This is a genomic window from Spirosoma litoris (genome assembly GCF_054776755.1).
Genome location: NZ_BAAHBI010000046.1, coordinates 1 through 17,397 on the forward strand (window position 1 = coordinate 1; position 17,397 = coordinate 17,397).

Annotated in this window: 7 protein-coding genes and 1 pseudogene; 5 read left to right on the forward strand and 3 right to left on the reverse strand. The window is 46.6% G+C overall.

Going from position 1 to position 17,397, the window contains the following annotated elements; all coding sequences use genetic code 11:
- Together ACYVGR_RS26725 and ACYVGR_RS26730 are read right to left on the reverse strand one after the other, a co-directional pair.
- A pseudogene (locus tag ACYVGR_RS26725) lies at window positions 1–576 on the reverse strand (T9SS type A sorting domain-containing protein); the annotation flags it as partial.
- Between the two features lie 90 nt (window positions 577–666).
- A complete protein-coding gene (locus tag ACYVGR_RS26730; RefSeq protein ID WP_460962589.1) occupies window positions 667–5,184 on the reverse strand; it encodes a beta strand repeat-containing protein in 4,518 nt (1,505 codons plus the stop codon).
- 291 nt (window positions 5,185–5,475) lie between these two features.
- On the opposite strand from ACYVGR_RS26730, the gene ACYVGR_RS26735 reads away from it, so the two are divergent.
- Window positions 5,476–6,759 (forward strand): Gfo/Idh/MocA family oxidoreductase, encoded by a 1,284-nt coding sequence (locus ACYVGR_RS26735; protein WP_460962590.1) that lies wholly within the window; start codon window positions 5,476–5,478, stop codon window positions 6,757–6,759.
- Window positions 6,760–6,862: 103 nt separating this feature from the next.
- Here ACYVGR_RS26735 and ACYVGR_RS26740 read toward each other — a convergent pair whose 3' ends face one another.
- Window positions 6,863–9,742 (reverse strand): ligand-binding sensor domain-containing protein, encoded by a 2,880-nt coding sequence (locus tag ACYVGR_RS26740; protein ID WP_460962591.1) that lies wholly within the window; start codon window positions 9,740–9,742, stop codon window positions 6,863–6,865.
- Window positions 9,743–9,953: 211 nt separating this feature from the next.
- On the opposite strand from ACYVGR_RS26740, the gene ACYVGR_RS26745 reads away from it, so the two are divergent.
- From ACYVGR_RS26745 to ACYVGR_RS26760, 4 genes are all read left to right on the forward strand, one after another.
- Window positions 9,954–13,037 (forward strand): SusC/RagA family TonB-linked outer membrane protein, encoded by a 3,084-nt coding sequence (locus ACYVGR_RS26745; RefSeq protein WP_460962593.1) that lies wholly within the window; start codon window positions 9,954–9,956, stop codon window positions 13,035–13,037.
- A 14-nt stretch (window positions 13,038–13,051) separates the two neighbouring features.
- Window positions 13,052–14,587 carry a RagB/SusD family nutrient uptake outer membrane protein gene (locus ACYVGR_RS26750; RefSeq protein WP_460962595.1) on the forward strand — a complete coding sequence of 512 codons (1,536 nt, stop codon included), beginning with the start codon at window positions 13,052–13,054 and terminating at the stop codon, window positions 14,585–14,587.
- A 125-nt stretch (window positions 14,588–14,712) separates the two neighbouring features.
- Window positions 14,713–15,636 (forward strand): LamG-like jellyroll fold domain-containing protein, encoded by a 924-nt coding sequence (locus tag ACYVGR_RS26755; RefSeq protein WP_460962597.1) that lies wholly within the window; start codon window positions 14,713–14,715, stop codon window positions 15,634–15,636.
- A gap of 77 nt (window positions 15,637–15,713) precedes the next feature.
- Window positions 15,714–17,384: a glucoamylase family protein gene (locus tag ACYVGR_RS26760; protein ID WP_460962599.1), complete on the forward strand. Its 1,671-nt coding sequence runs from the start codon at window positions 15,714–15,716 to the stop codon at window positions 17,382–17,384.
- The last annotated feature ends 13 nt before the right edge of the window (window positions 17,385–17,397 follow it).

Consider the following 17,397-nt stretch of genomic DNA (forward strand, 5'->3'; position numbering starts at 1 on the left):
CCAGGCCAGACTCACGGTATGATCTTCCTGAGCCTTGGCCGAAAAGGACACTAAAGCTACAGGCATTGGACCTGTTACAGAAATCGTCGAACTGCGATTATCGTTTGTGTTGTCATTCGTACCGATTCCAGTACCAACTGCGTTGGCCAGTACGTTTGCATCAAAAACTGTTGGATTGACGCCCACAATGGAGATAACCAAATTATAAGCGGCACCCACTGGAATGGGCCCCAGGCTGCTTTTTACTGTAATGATGGTTCCACTGCCACTGTTGAAAGCCCCTTGCGTTACTACCAGGTTAGCAGAGTTGTAGGTAGCTCCAGCGGGTAGCGTAATAGCGGTTCCGGTTGCGCCAATATTGGGAGGCAAATTAACGGTATAAGTCGCAGTGGCACTTTGCGGAATTTCAGCAGTAGCCGTGGTTGAATTACCAAATGTAACGGTAATACTCCCTGCCTGACTCGTTGCAATAGGGTTAGGGTTAATAACTGGCGCGATTACATAAGGGTCCTGCGCAAAAGCCGCATAACCGCTACACATTCCCAATAAGACTACAAGTAAAAGTTTCCTGATCATAGTCGTAAACACAAAGTTTATAAATTAAATGAACATGAGTCAATATACCCCAAATATCTAGAAAAAAAGACACTTGGGGTATATTAATTGTTATATACCAGCAATAATTCTGGCATAAACATTATTTAACGGGTTACCGTCATATCGTAGCGTAGCATTGGTACCAAGATCATTAGCCACGTTTACAGTGATGTTCGATATACTACCCGTGTTAGCGGTTGTACGCGTAGCCGTAAAACCTAGCCTTGCAGTGGCATTAGCAGCAATAAACTGCCCAGCATTAATTGTTAAGGTAATTTGTACACTATTGCTGGCAGTAACTGACCATTTCGTGTTATCCACATTCGTTGTAGCGCCATCGGTAACATCAATACTAGTAATTGCATTAGAATAGGAAATAGTATAACCAGTTGGCACTGATAACGTTATAACGACATTACCACTAGAAGTCGCTATACCTGCTAATTCCTGAATGTTTACAACGAAGTTTCTAACATTATTAGGTGATGCCCCGAAATTAGCTTGTGGCATCGTAATGGTTGGTGTTAAATCAGGTAATCCCAGATTCACCAACACATGCAGCGTTGCATTACCACAGGTTGACGGGGTGTTATTATCACAGGCAGTGTAGGTAAAATCAACAGGCCCTGTAACGCCAGGTGCTGGTGTAAAGGTGAAGCTACCTGTTGAGGTTAACACCAATGTTCCCGACGAAACTACAGTTGTACCCGTATTGGATACAGACAAACCAGTCCCCAGATCGTTGGTAATTACATTTCCACTAACTGATGTACCTGCTGTTGCCACATAGTCATCATTGATGGATACCGTTGCTGGGCTGTTGGGGGCTTTAACAGTTATGGTCACTGTAGCCGTGCCACATGCAGGCGTACTAGGTGTTTCACAGATTACATAGGTTACGATGTCTGTGCCATAGTAACCAGCTGTCGGCGTATACACCAAGTTGCCGCTTCCATCGATCGTTGCACTACCATGAGCAGGCTGAACAGGAACCGTTGGGTTTTGCAAGACGCCACCTTTATTACCTGGTCCATCGTTGGCTTTAACATTCACCGTGATTGCAGTTGGGCTTGTCGGCGATCCTGTGGTGGTTGCAAAGTCGGGGTTAGCAATCGGATTATTGGTGGTAATTGCCGTATTACTTACCGTAATTGTCAACGTCTGGGTTGTACAAACCGGTGGGGTGCCCGTCACACAAACCGGAACACTGTATGTGTATACGCCTGGCGTACCCGTGGTAAATGTATAACTACCCGTTGAGGTAAATACCAGTGAAGGAGTAGAGCCTCCTGGTGAGCTGGTTAGCGTAGGTGTTGGCCCATAAGTAGTGCCCACCGGTACAACATCATTCGTTTTAACACTACCTGGTACTGGTACATTAATATTGGTAACCGCAAAGTCAGGATTTGGATTAAACGGATTGATCAGAATATGTAACGTACCACTGGCCGAAACGTTTGGTGAACCATTATCGGTTGTGGTGTACGAGAAGTCTACAGGTCCTGTAGCACCAGCCACTGGCGTAAATGTATAGGAACCATCTGCAGCCAATACTAAGGTACCAATGCCAGGAATTGTTGTGTTTTGAGTAGTGATTGTCTGGGTATTGCCCTCTGGATCACTATCGTTTGTTTTCACATTTCCGGCAACCGACGTACTCTGATAAGTACTGATGTAGTCATCTGCCGCCAGTGTACTATTGGGGGTACCTGTTGCACTAACCGTGACTGTGACCGTTGTTGACGCACAGAGGCTAGTACCAGGTGTTTCGCAAACGGTATAGGTAAACTTATCTGTTCCATAAAAACCAGCCGCTGGTGTATAGACCACATTACCACTTCCATCGACAGTGGCAGTACCACTGGCTGGACCGGTAGCAATGGTAGGTGTACCTAACGTTCCGCCAGGGTTACCAGGACCATCGTTTACTTTCACATTAATAGTAACAGGCGAAGGCGACGTGTCGCTACCAAGCATCGAAACAACGTCTGGGTTTACAACAGGCTTGTTCGCATTGACGGTTGGATCGAGCACCGTAATCGTCAGTGTCTGTGTAGCACAGCCCGTTCCAGACAAACCAGAACCGCATACCGGTATACTATATACGTAAACACCAGGCGTGGCACTAGAGAATGTATAGTTCCCATTGGCGTCTACTGTTAGGCTCGGTGTAGAACCTGCTGGCTGCGTAAGCGTGGTGGGGCTAGTGCCATAGGTAGTTCCAACTGGTACGATGTCATTGGTTTTAACACTACCACTAACCGGTACATTCTTATTCGTGACAGCAAAGTCAGGATTGGTATTCAAAGCACAGGTTAAACCTCCGCCAGTGGTTGTCCGGGTGTCGATGAATGCGCCAAATACATTCAGGCTGCCGCCCAGGGCCGACAGAGCTGCGATTCCTACCAAAGGTCTCACACTTATTTTTACTTCGTCAAATGGTTTCGTGGTTACAAAACCGACATTGAAAAACTGGCTGGTTGTCCCAAACAAATTGATTGCCAAGTCCAACAGCCCAACACCACTTCTCGACTCTACGAATGTTCCATTGTTATAGGTAGAGATGGTTAGGTTGGCAAACAGATCAACAGCCGCTATACCCGTAACCTTCTGAACTGCAAAGCCAGCAAAGGTACCAACAGGATAGGTACTGATCGGATCTAATACAGCTATTGAAGCAACGGTCCCAACCGATGCCGTTGTGTTAATTTTAGCGTAATCAGTTGTACTCGACGAAACAACATTCCAGGGATTTTCTACCGTAGTTGCCGCCGAAACTACGCCTGTAACTCCCGTATTCGCATTGTCAATCACAACAGGGAAAGTCGGACTGCTCAGGTTATAAGCTGTATTACAGACAATAACGGCCGCACAGGTTTTCTCGAATACCGCATTATAAATAACTATATTTCCCAAATCAGCACCTACTACATTGACGAAGGAAATCTGTATTTCATCATAAGGGGCTGTTGCAACAACACCGAGGTATTGTCGGCTTCTGTTATTGAGCAAAGGGCTACTAGCTGCTCCTACAATTAATGCATTACCGGTACTAGTCTGAACTAGATTTCCATCATTATATAATCTGACGGTTGCCGTACTAAAGACATTAGCCGACAATAGTGAGTTAGTCTCTACATCAAATCCAGCAAAACTACCTACAGGATAGGTCTGTAATGCATTGGCAACTGCAAAGGATGCTGTAACAGCTACACCCGCAGTCACTACCATAGTTGCTGAGTTTGTTGTACTGGCATCAACCACATTTTCAGAATTATTTATTTGGCAAGCAGCGCAAGCTACACCGCCAACGATACCAGTTCGGGCTCCATCTACATATACAGGATGTGTAGGATTAGTAACTGGTGTAAGGGTATTACCTGGAATTGTATTATCTGAACAAGCCAGACTAGGACCATTACAAAATGACGTCATAACAACACCAAATACATTGATACCCACATCTACAGCCGATACGGCCCTAGTGACAGTCAATACCACCTCATCAAAATCGGCTGTTGCCACAAAGCCAATGGTTCGTCTACCAGTACCCGATAAAATTGCACTACCTACAGCAACTAGATTTCCACCGTATGTTACTGATTGTATAGCAGCAGCAGTACCTGTTTTATAAGTAGAAACGGTAATTTTATCATTAACACCTAAACTCACTAAATCAGTACTCGATATATCAAACCCAACAAACGTGTTTGTCTGACTGGCAGGATAGGTGATAAATGCGTTTTTGACACCTATCGTTGCCGTTACCGCTACTCCTGCGGTTAAGTTAATACTCGCTGAGTTTGCACTGTTGCCATCAATAATATTGTCGCCATTACTAACAGAACAAAGAGCACAGGTAGCACCAGTGGTTACACCAGTGCGGTCTGAAATGAATATTGAGTTTCCAGGTGCCGTCAACGAACTAGGCGTATTACAGACTAATGGGGTACTTGCCGAAGCATACCGTCTCATAAGAGCATAATATAAACGGTAGGAAGTAGCTACAGTCAGCGGGTTTGTGAAGGCAATCGATATCTGATTGAAATCTAATGTTGTGTGAAATCCCACTTCATAAGCTCCTGAAACTAATGCGGAGTTTATTCCAATAAGACTAGCCGCTGTTTTTTGTTCGCGCTGTACACCATTTTTATACGTTGTAATGGTAACTGCTCCCAATAAAGTAACATCTGCTAAGGAGCTATTACTAATTAAAAAACCAGCAAAATTACCAGCGTCATAGATGTTAGCGGGATTATTATCCCCAACAGTAAAAGAGCCTGCACCAGAAATAAGAATTCCTAGCTCATCATAATCAGTAAGTGTGGAATTCGTAACATTAGCAGGGTCGCCACCAGAAGCACATAAAGCATCTCCTCCCCAACAAGATAATCCTGGGCTGGCATGGTTTGTACTTAATGAGAAAGTTGGACTAACCCAAGGTGTTGACGTAGTCGAATTGGGAGCGCCTAAATTGCTCTGTTGAGCATTAGCTCGAAAACCCAGACAGAGAACTAGAAGGAATGTGGCCCACGCAAGGCAGTGAGAGATACCCCTGCTGAATAAGGGTGTAGAGATTTGTTTCATAAACGTTAGTCTAAAAAATACGAGCGCCCATTAGAAGTTACCTAATTGCCATATCATGCCAAATACATCATACTTTAATTTACGCAACACCCCAATCGGCCTTATAAAAGTAGATTAATGTAACCCTGTCTAAAAAAAACATATTATTTGGCAAGAAGTATGTCTTAACGTTAAATGTATCGACATTAAATTAGATGATAGTTAAACGCGTACGAAGAGTAGATTTCATCCTTTCCCTTCCATTTGGTATAGTAAATAGTCTCATTCACTTCCCCAACCCTTTTAGTAACCATGACACATCAGCCTAATCGCCGTGATTTTCTGAAGCAGAGTAGTGCCGCTGCCCTCAGCATGGCGTTATTTCCTAGCCTGACTCGTAAAGTCGCCCCCAGCGATCGGGTTCGGGTTGCTCATATTGGTATTAATGGCATGGGCACCAACCACCTTAACTGGTTCGCCAAGTTGCCCGAAGTAGAGGTTGTTGGGTTATGCGATGTGGATGAAACCCATTTGGCCAAAGCGCTCAGTACACTACAGACGTTACAGCCCAACACCAGCGCCAAAACATATTCCGATTTCCGCTACCTGCTCGACCGTAACGATATCGACGCCATCACCTGCGCCACCCCCGATCATTGGCATGCTCAAATTGCCATTATGGCGTTTCAGGCCGGGAAAGATGTGTACGGCGAAAAACCATTATCCTATAGCGTTCGGGAAGGACAGAAGATGTTGAAAGCCCTCAATCGGTACGACCGTATTTTTCAGCTCGGTACCCAGATTCATGCGGGAGACAATTACCATCGGGTTGTCGAAATCATTCAATCGGGAGCCATAGGTAAAGTGAATACTGTGAGGCTTTGGAAAACGGGCTTCCCTCCGGTACTTGGCCCAGCTAATTACCAAACACCACCCGCTACGCTGAATTGGGATATGTGGCAGGGACCAGCTCCAGCCTCACAGTACACACCCGAGCGTTGCCATTTTACCTATCGCTATTTTCTGGACTACTCAGGTGGGGTATTTCAGGATTTCTGGTGCCACATTGCCGATGTTGTCTGGTGGGCAATCAATCCAACTGGCTTAAAAAGTATTAGTGCTAAGGGAGGAGCACCTGAAGGAATTGGTGATGCCCCGAAGTGGATTGATATTGATTACGAATTCGATGGCTTATCGCTACACTGGACCAGTACGCCCCCCAATGTACCGGGTGCGGAGAAAAAAGGCATCGGCGCTTACTTCGAGGGGGATAAGGGCACGCTTCTTTGCGACTATAATACCCGCGAAATCACGATTAACGGTGTTACGATGACGGACGTACCTGAAGTACCAATTACGCTTGAGCGGTCGCCGGGGCATCAGCAAAACTTTATCAATTCGGTCAAATCGCGCAAGCAGCCCGAATCGAATCTGGCCTACGCCCGACAAATGACAATGCCAATGCACCTCGGCCTGATTTCGTATCGACTCGGTCAGCCATTGGAATGGAACGCCAAAAAAGAGAAATTCAGGCACAACTCGGCAGCCAATGCGCTGTTATCCCGAGAATACCGGAAAGGGTGGGATTTGATGTAAGAATGTTTTTGGTATTCGGTTTATGGTTTACGGTCGGCTGACGCACAAGTTTTGCTTTCGCCAGCCAACCGTAAACCATAAACCATAAACAGAATACCTCCTATCAATACTTAATCATAAACTCACTCAGGTTCGTATCACCATCCAGATCAAGTTTTTTCCGAAGTCGATACCGTTTCAGTTCAACGCTTCGGTGGGTGATGTTTAGGAGTTGCGCTATTTCCTTGGTCGAAAGATTCATCCGCAGATAAGCCGCTAGTTTCAAATCGCCCTGTCCCAGATCAGGGTATTTTTCAAGCAGGTGTTTCAGAAATTGCTCGTGTACTTTATTGAAATTTGACTCAAACAGTTTCCAATCCTGCTCGCTCGATATGTTATTATCGATCAGGGTGTTTATTCGCTGAAAATCGTCGCCCGGTAGCCGACTTCCCGAACGGGCTTTCACTCGATTCAACTCCTCTTTTAATTGTACCAGTAACTCATTCTTCTGAATAAGCGCCATTGTTGAGTTGGCCAGCTCTTCCGATTTCTGAATAATACTCTGCTCCAATTGCTCTTTTTGCAGCAGAATAATTTTTCGCTGACTTCGCTCTTCCTGTTGACGTAGTTTCCGCTCCAGCTTTTTTTGAACTCGGTTCTGCTGGACAGCAACGCGCCGGAGGTGTAATTGATAAAAGAACCAGCATAAACCCAGCAGCAAAAACAGGTATAGTAACTTGCTCCAGGCATTCCAGTACCAGGGCGGTTGCACTTCAAAGGTTAGCAAACTTTCCTGCGGGTTCAGGTTGGATTTCAGATGAAATATGTACTTTCCCGGCGGTAAGTTATTAAATTCCTTCTGTTGACCAGATCCGTAGGATGACCAGGTCTTCATGCTGTTCTCGAGCCAGTAGCTATACTTCACTGGCTGGGTATAGTAAGGGGTGCAGAAGCTAATCAGCAGATTCGATTGGGTATACGCGAATGAGAGTTGCGGCACCATTGATGTACCCTGAAACGTATAGCTCACGGAGGGATCATCGACAGAGGTTACCGTTCGAATGACCGGCTTCGGCACCGAATCGCCGAGGTGATGCAGCTCTGTTCGGGGTAGTAAAGCAAATCCGTTTTCACGGCAAAGGGCTATATACCCTGAATCAAGCAGCACAATTTTCTCAAAATCCTCGACCCACTGATTGGTTTTGAGCGGTATATCACTCGAAATCTGTCCCTGCGGCTGTGTCCAGCCTACTGAGCCATCCTGCCGAAGAAGAAATAGCGTCGAATCGGGCATTGGAAAAATCTTACGAATGGTTGACTCAGCCCAGGGATAAGCCGTCTGTGCAGGCACAAACCGATCGTGCTGGGAATCATAGACAAGTAAGCCTTTTGTAGTTGTAATAACTACTCGATTTTGAATCCGGCAAAGGTTCAGTACGGGGCTATGAAGCTCTGCATCCGTATAGGTTTTGCTATCCTCTATGCGTCGTAAATCGGTCGATAAGCGAAGTCGTTGCAATCCCTGATTAGCGGCTTTATTTACCCAGACATTGCCCTCACCATCTTCGTCTAGTTGCCGGACTGGAGCCGAAAAACCATCCACTTTGTGAGCGAAAACCCACTTCCCATGAGCATCTTTCTGATAAATACATAAGCTTGTGTAGGTTCCCTGAATGAGTTTATCCGGATAGTTTTTCAACCGGCTCAATACCCAACCGCCGGTAATATCAGACAATAGCTGAGCCTGTGTTCCTTCAATCCGAAAGGTTCCTTTATTATGTCCACACAAGAGCTGATTATCCACAACGGCCAGATCCCAAACTTGCCCCTGCGTACCCGCGATTAACCGAAAAGGCTCACTTGCCCGGCTCAAGGGTTTGTAATAAACGCCCTGATTAGTACCCAGGTACAGATTATCACCATAATGAGCCATATCATATACGGTCCCCAGATCATCGGCATGATCGATAAAATAGTGAATGGGGGAACTCAAATTGATCAGATCGATTCCTTTATCCAGACCCACCCACAGGTTATGATCGGCATCCTGACACATGGATAGAACAGTATTGTTTTGCAGACCATTTTTTTGATTGAAATGATACTGAATCCTACCATCGGCGGTTGCAATCAGAACGCCATTCAGCAATGTACCAAACGCATAGAGTCCGGGACCAATCAGCAATCCCCGATTAAGTCGATTCCGCTGCATAAAGTCATTAATCTGAACATTAAAGGGTCTAAACGTCTTCCCATCATAGCGATACAAAGCCCGTTCTGTACCGATTAGAATATCCTTATCGCCAATGGGCAAAATAGTATTGACGGTTTCCCGGCCCAGAAATGTACTACCCTCAATAAATCGATACTGATCGCCCTGTAACTCAAAAAGTCCTTTCTCCAGGACTTCCAGAAGCAGTCGATTACGAACCTTATGAACGAATAGCACTGTGGCCGGGGGCTGTAACAATTGAACCTTACCCTGTTGATACCGATAAATAAAGGCGAAAGATTGAAATAAAACTCCCTGGGGCGTAATTAGGATATTCCATATTTCCTCATTTCGAAAGGCCTGCTCCCGAATCAATGAGACGAGCGAATGGTATACCAATTTACCCTGCTCGTTGGGAAACCAATACCCAAATTCACCCAAAGCCCCTGTATAAATCCGGCCTTCTTCGTCCACTGCTACTGATCGAACGCGCTGCTTTCGGGGTAACTCATACACTTTCCAACTACTGCCATCAAACTCGAGTAACCCCTTCGAATTGGCAAAATAGAGAAAGCGCGTTTTTCTATTTTGGGCAACTCCCCAATTCTGGTTGTATGCCCCGTACATCTGCTTGGTGTACTGAATCAACTCAGGCCCACAGAAACTGTAGGGCGACTGAGCAACTACAAACCGGCTACCGAAAGCCAGCAAAAGACAGATAAAAAGCTGTCGAAAAATGATCGACATAAAATGGCGTTTAACCTCACCCATACGAATCACATAAAAGGTCATGATGTGTTAAAAAACATCGAAATCAGGCTAAAAAAGCCAATATGATGTGGTAATGATGTAGGCCCGTTTTAGGGACCAAGTTACAACTACCCTACTTTTGTGCAAAAATTTATTAGAAAGTTAGTGCTCTTTTTTTTTGTTATAGGCGCAGTAAATCACTCACCTATTAACAATGTAGGCTGTAGTAATAACGGCTTAACTACGAATAGTTATGGAAAACATTTCACTTCATCAGCAGCTCCAAAGGCGCGTAGTCCTGCTCATAGGCTTACTCGTCCTGCTCTTTTTTCGACCAGCTTTGGCAGAAATGCCCCAGGCTGGAGGGCCCCCTATCCGTATTACGGGTAAGGTAACAGACGGTGCGTCAACAGTTGGCATACCAGGGGTTACAATACAGGTAAAAGGAACCACGACGGGTACTGTCACTGATGGTACTGGTGCTTTTTCAATTCAGGCCGAAGACAACGCCACCCTCATTTTTTCAAGTATTGGTTACCAGAAGGTCGAAATCGCAGTCGGTGGTCGAACAACAATCAATGTCCCTTTAGCAGAAGACACCAAATCTTTGAATGAGGTAGTGGTCGTCGGGTATGGCACGCAACGCAAATCGGATGTTACGGGGGCAACGGTCACCATCAAAGGCGATGAATTAATAAAACAGCCTGTTTTAACAGCTACTCAGGCACTTCAGGGTAAGGCGGCCGGGGTTCAGATCATCAGCAGTGGACAGCCGGGTAGTTCACCTGTGGTTCGAATTCGGGGAACGGGTAGCGCCTTGGGTGGTACGGCGGCTCTATTCGTTGTCGATGGTGTGTTAACCGATGATATTTCAAACATCAATACCGCCGATATTGTCAATGTCGATGTACTCAAAGATGCGTCAGCAACAGCTATTTATGGATCACGCGGGGCAAACGGTGTCGTAATCATTACCACCAAACGGGGTACGGTTGGCAAAATGACTGTGAATTACACAGGCAACGCGGGTTTTCGGATGCCTTCCTACCTAGTTCCGATGGCCAATTCTACCGAATACGCCAACTACGTCAGTGCCGCCACGGGCAACATCGTTAGTCCGGGAACGACCTCTACGGACTGGTACAAACAGATTCTACGAAACGGCTTCCAGCAGAATCACGGCATCTCCATAAACGGTGGCACCGAGAAATCGACCTACTTCCTGAGCGCGGGTTATTATACCGATCAGGGGCTTGTCATCGACAATCAATACAAACGGTTTTCAATTCGGGCCAACAACGATTTCACGTTCAACAAATACGTTAAAGTAGGCATATCGGCGTCCTATGCCAATGGTGATAATCAAATTGCCAATCTCGGAACAGCTTACAATGATGCCTACCGGGCTGCACCGCTCATTCAATCCAAAGTGAATGGCAAGTATGGTAACACATCGGTTTACCAGAATGTAGGTAATCCACTATTGGATATTGAGAACAATAACAACCATGCCACAGACAACCGGTTGCTAGGATCAGCCTATCTCGAAATCAAGCCCGTTGACTGGATTACCTACCGCACGAATATTGGTGGCGACTGGGTTAACCTCAATACTCGCGAGTACAATTATCAGTTCAACAACGATACAACCACCTTTATCAATCCCGGTGGTAATCAGCGAAACCCCAACAGCAACCTGAAGTTCATTAACACCCGAACCTTTCACTGGACCTGGGATAACCTGATCACGTTCAACAAGAAGTTTGATAAGCATGCCTTAACCGTGCTGGTTGGTACAACGGCAGAAAAGTACACACTTACCAGCTTTACGGCCTTCCGAAAAGATGTTCCAGCCGCACAAAACCTGTGGTATATCAACACCGGGAATGCCAATACATCGACCAACGATGGCTCTGGCGATCAATATAACCGGAATTCATACATCGGTCGGGTTAATTACAATTACAACGATAAGTACCTGTTCACGGCAACCATTCGGGCCGATGGGTCATCCCGTTTCCCGGCTCAGAATCGCTGGGGTTATTTCCCCTCGGTAGGCGCAGGTTGGGTGATCAGCAATGAAAGTTTCATGTCGAGTCAGCAGATTTTCGACCTGCTAAAAGTACGGGCTAGTTGGGGTAAAGTGGGCAACGACCGGATTCCGACCGATGCCTATACTGTAACGGTGGCACCTAATCTGGCTTACCCATTTGGTGGTGGCATTGCGACGCCCGGAAGCGCCATTACCCAGATCAAAGACCCGAATGTAAAATGGGAAACCACCGAAGAAGCCGATTTAGGAGTTGAATTCACGGCACTGACCGGAAAACTCACGGGCGAAATCAACTACTACAACAAGAAATCCCGTGACCTGCTGATCAATGTCAAAGTGCCATCTGTATCAGGTGATGCCGATGGGGTCGTTCTAACCAATGCCGCTTCGATTCAGAATCAGGGTTTTGAATTTACGCTGAACTGGCGGGGCAAAATCACCAACGATCTTTCCTACCGAATTGGGGGTAATGCCACGTTGAATCAGAACAAAGTTATTGGCCTGAACGGTGGACAACCCATTCTCGACGGAGGCATCGGGGCTAACCAGCAATACACTACCCGAACCGATAATGGACAACCCGTTGGTAGCTTTTATGTATTGCAGGTACTCGGCGTTTTCCAGAACGCAGACGAAGTAGCGAATTACAAAAACGCAGCGGGGCAGGCTATTCAACCATCGGCCAATGCGGGTGACTTTAAGTACCAGGACACCAATGGCGACGGCAAGATCGACGACAACGACCGGGTATTTGCCGGATCGTACCAACCGAAAGCCTATTTCGGTTTGAATCTGGGATTGACTTACAAAAGTTTCGACTTGAGTGTTGATTTCTACGGCAACGTAGGCAACCAGATTTACAACGGCAAACGGGCATTCCGTCAGAGCGCACTAGACAACGTCGAGAAGTCAGTTGCATACAAGCGCTGGTCGGCGGGTAGTGGTATTCAGACCGAACCAGCCGCCAACAGCGGCAACCTCCCCCCTTCTACCTACTTCATTGAATCGGGCAATTTCGCGCGGATCAACAACCTGACGTTGGGTTATCGCGTACCCAATGCGGTATTGAAAAAAATAGGCGCTAGCAACGTGCGTGTTTTTGTGACGGGTCAGAATTTATTCACGCTCAAAAAATACAGCGGCTTTACCGCAGAGCTACCTGGCTTTAGCGCTACCAGCAGCGCCGGTATCGTAACGACAGGCAGCCCAACTACCCAGGGAATTGAATTAAACGCCTATCCAACTCCCAGTACGCTTGTGGCTGGGCTAAACATTGGCTTTTAACCGACTCGACAGACATGAAACGTATAACATTTCTTTATATAAGCACGGGCTTCGCAGCTTTATTACTGACGGCTTCCTGTCAGAAAAGTTTTCTGGATGTGCCCGTTCAAGGTCAGGCAACAACCGCTACTGACCCCAATCTGGCAATCAATCTGGTGACGGGCGTGTATAACAGCCTGTACAACAGTGAGGCTTTTGGCGGAGACGGGGGCGATGTACACGGCATCAGCTTCATTGCGGCTACGAACATCATTTCCGACGACGCCGACAAGGGTAGTTTCGATAGTGATCAGCCAAGCCTGAAGGATATCGACAATTTTACGACAACGCCAACCAATAACTTCGTAGCGGCTTTATGGAATGGCTATTACAGTGGCATTTCTCGAGCCAATCAGGCACTGGCCGCCCTTCAAACAGCTTCTATAGATGCCACAACCAAGACTCGACTTATTGGAGAAGTTCGGTTTATTCGCGGCTACTACTACTTCAACCTGGTTCGCTTTTTTGGTAAGGTGCCCAAAGTAGTTCGGGTACCCAAAGACGCACAGGATGCTAATACCGACCCCGCGTTTCAGACAAGGGCTCCAGTCGACACGATTTATAATGTCATCACGCAGGACCTCCAATATGCTATTGCCAATTTACCGCTACGGGCACAGGCGGGCGTAGGTCATGCGAATAAAGGAGCAGCCCAGGCGCTTCTGGCCAAAACTTATCTCTATCGTAAAAACTGGCAGCAGGTACAGGCGCTCACGCAAGAGGTGATCAATTCGGGTCAATATTCATTGGTGCCCGATTACACGACCATCTGGCGGTATGTGGGTGACAATAACAGTGAGTCCATTTTTGAAACCCAGAGTGGCACCTTCAATAACGGCGACATTGCCGTTGGTGGTTATTGCACCTGGCAGGGGCCACGCGTTGGTGGAAAAGGCGGCTGGACCGATTTAGGTTTTGGTTTCGATACCCCAAGCCAGAGTTTGGTAAACGCTTATGAAACGGGCGACAAGCGCAAAGCCTCCACCATTATTACTATTGACAATAGTGGCAAACACGTTGGAACGGTATTGTATGATGGATTCCGCATTCCCAGCGCCGATTCAGTACAGAACCTCTACTACAACTACAAAGCCTATGCCAGCGAGAACCCAAGCATAGAACCGTACCTGGGCAACCGCGACAAAAAGCAGAAAAATGTCCGTCTACTGCGCTATGCGGACGTGTTGCTCATGAATGCCGAAGCCAATAACGAATTAGGCCAATCGGCAACGGCGATTACTTATCTAAACCAGATACGTACCCGCGCCGGGTTAGCCGCGACCAAAGCGGCTGCTCAGGGCGACCTGCGTACAGCTATCTGGAACGAACGCCGGATTGAACTGGCCATGGAACACGACCGCTTCTTCGACTTAGTCCGAACAGGTCGTGCTGCTCAAGTGATGCAGGCTGCCGGCAAGAATTTCGTGGCGGGTAAAAACGAATTGCTGCCCGTACCGAGTCTGCAAATCCAATTGAGTGGTGGCAAACTGGATCAGAATCCTGGCTATTGATGATTTCTTGCTTTTGTCATCCCTCCTGCGTCGGGATGACAAAAACGCCAATACAAACAACTGAATACAAGCTTTTTCGATTACAATCAAACCCAATTTCCAAGTACAATTAAAACCAATTTATCATGAAAACGAGACAAATCTCAGCGTGGGTGATGGCAGGGCTGGTAATGAGTGCAGCGTTTACCTCCTGTAAGAAAAGTGATGATGTGGCTACGCTACCGCCTATTGGTGGTTATAATACCTCTAATGATGTAGCCGCAACCAACCTGTTGGCTCACTGGTCTTTTGAAGGGACTACAAACGAGGATATTTCAAAAACGGCAGCAACAACTGCAAAAAACAATACATTCGGCACCGGAGGACCTAAAGGTCAGTCTCTGAGCCTAGCCAGTGGTTTTCTAGTATATCCAACTATCAATGCTTTAAGTAGTGCCAACGCCATTTCAAGTGTAACGGTTAGTGCCTGGATAAATGTAGCTAATAATGGAAAGACAGGATCGTCTGTTTTTGCCCTAACTCAGGCGCAAGCGACCCAAGCCGATTGGAACCAAGGGCCTATAAATATGTATGTTGAGACAGGGGCTCCGCTTACTAAAAGTGATACATTGGCGCTTCATGCAGCTTTTCATACATACTCAGGAGGCAATTATAGTCTTGGGGGAGACAACATAAATGATTATGGTGTTCGGGGAACTGATTTCCAGACTGTAAAAGGGGGAGGCAAATGGATTCATTATGTTATGGTGTATGATGGCAGTGGCTCAAACATTGACATCTACGCTAATGGCCAACTCGTCTCAAATAAAAATTTCCGAAATCGAACCACGGGTACTCCTCCCGTAGGAATTGGCCCCATCACGCTGGCGACTCCAACACAAGTTCTGATTGGTGGCTGGCCAAATGTGGACACGGGGTATCCAAAATCAGCTAATCAAGCGTTTCAGGGATTGTTTGTAGGTTCGATTGATGAAATCCGAGTATATAACAAAGCACTATCAGGTACTGATATTGGCTCTCTGTATCAACTCGAATCAGCAGGACGCTAAGCCCAAAAAAGACATACCATCAAGGGCTGTTTTCAGGATGAAAACAGCCCTTATTACTAACGTTCTGAAAACGAGATATGAATAATACCAAATTAATTGGGCTACTTTTTCTGGTAGTCGCTGGCTTATCCTGCAAAAAAACGCAGGATGTTGAGCCGCCTGAATCATTTTACTTCCATTCAGTTCAGGTAAACGGGCAAGCATCATCAAGCATGAACTTTCAGAATGTTGGTGCCAATCCAGTCATAACGATATCTTTTTCGGCCCCCCTTCAAAAGGAATCCGTTGCAAAAGCTATTCAGCTCGCCCTGAAATCGACGGGAGTATCTGTTCCCTTAAACTATACCGTTTCCAGTGGCGATACGGTTATAACAGCAACCCCTCAGAGTTCACTTAGCGCACTGACAGCTTACCAGTTTACCGTACAACCAACGCTAACATCAGCCCGGAATTCGGTTTTGAATTCTACCGTAACAGTCAACCTGACAACATCTTTCGATAACACCGATAAATTTCCGCGTATCAGCGATTCGCTCCTACTTGATCTTGTTCAGAAACAAACGTTTAAGTATTTCTGGGATTTTGCCCATCCGGTTTCAGGTCTGGCTCGTGAGCGTAATTCGTCGGGCGACATCGTTACATCGGGTGGTAGTGGTTTTGGAATTATGACGATTCTGGTGGGGATAAACCGGAATTTTATCACTCGTCAGCAAGGATTGACCCGGCTCACGACAATCACGAATTTCCTGACCAACAACGCGAAACGGTATCACGGTGCCTTTCCGCACTGGCTCAATGGGGCAACGGGGGCAACGGTGCCCTTTAGCACCAAAGACGATGGAGCCGATCTGGTCGAAACATCGTATCTGATGCAAGGGCTATTAACCGCCCGACAGTATTTCAACAGTACAACCAATGCCGATGAGATCGCCTTACGAAAAAGCATAAATGCCCTATGGGACGGCGTTGAATGGAATTGGTTTACCAAAAACGGCACCGAAACCAACTTGTATTGGCACTGGTCGCCCAACTACAATTGGGACATGAATCTGCCCATTCGTGGCTGGAATGAGGCCTTAATTACCTATGTGCTGGCGGCTTCGTCCAATACGTCACCCATCGCCAAAACCATTTACGACAACAGTTGGGCGCAAAACGGCCAAATGAAGAATGGGAACAGCTATTATGGCATAAAACTCCCACTGGGACCAGCTTATGGAGGCCCGCTGTTCTTCTCCCAATATTCCTTTTTAGGGATCAATCCGCATGACCTGACGGATACCTACGCCGATTATTGGCAACAAAACACAGCCCATTCGCAGATTAACTACACGTATTGCAAAACCAACCCAAAACAATACAGCGGCTATAGTGCTGACTGCTGGGGCCTAACCGCCAGCGATCAACAGGATGGCTACTCCGCCCGTGATCCAACAAACGATAACGGCACAATTGCCCCAACGGCAGCCCTATCGTCGATGCCCTACACGCCTACCGAGTCGATGCAGGCGCTCCGGTTTTTCTATTACAAACTGGGCGATAAAATCTGGAAAGACTACGGCTTTGTCGATGCCTTCAATTTAAGCAACATCTGGTTTGCCGATTCATTCTTAGCCATCGATCAGGGGCCCATTATCGTAATGATTGAAAATCAACGCTCGCAACTGCTCTGGAAATTATTCATGAGCTGTCCCGAAGTCAAGAAAGGCATGAAAGGCCTGGGTTTCCAAAGCCCCAATCTGAATTGATACTGTAGCGCGG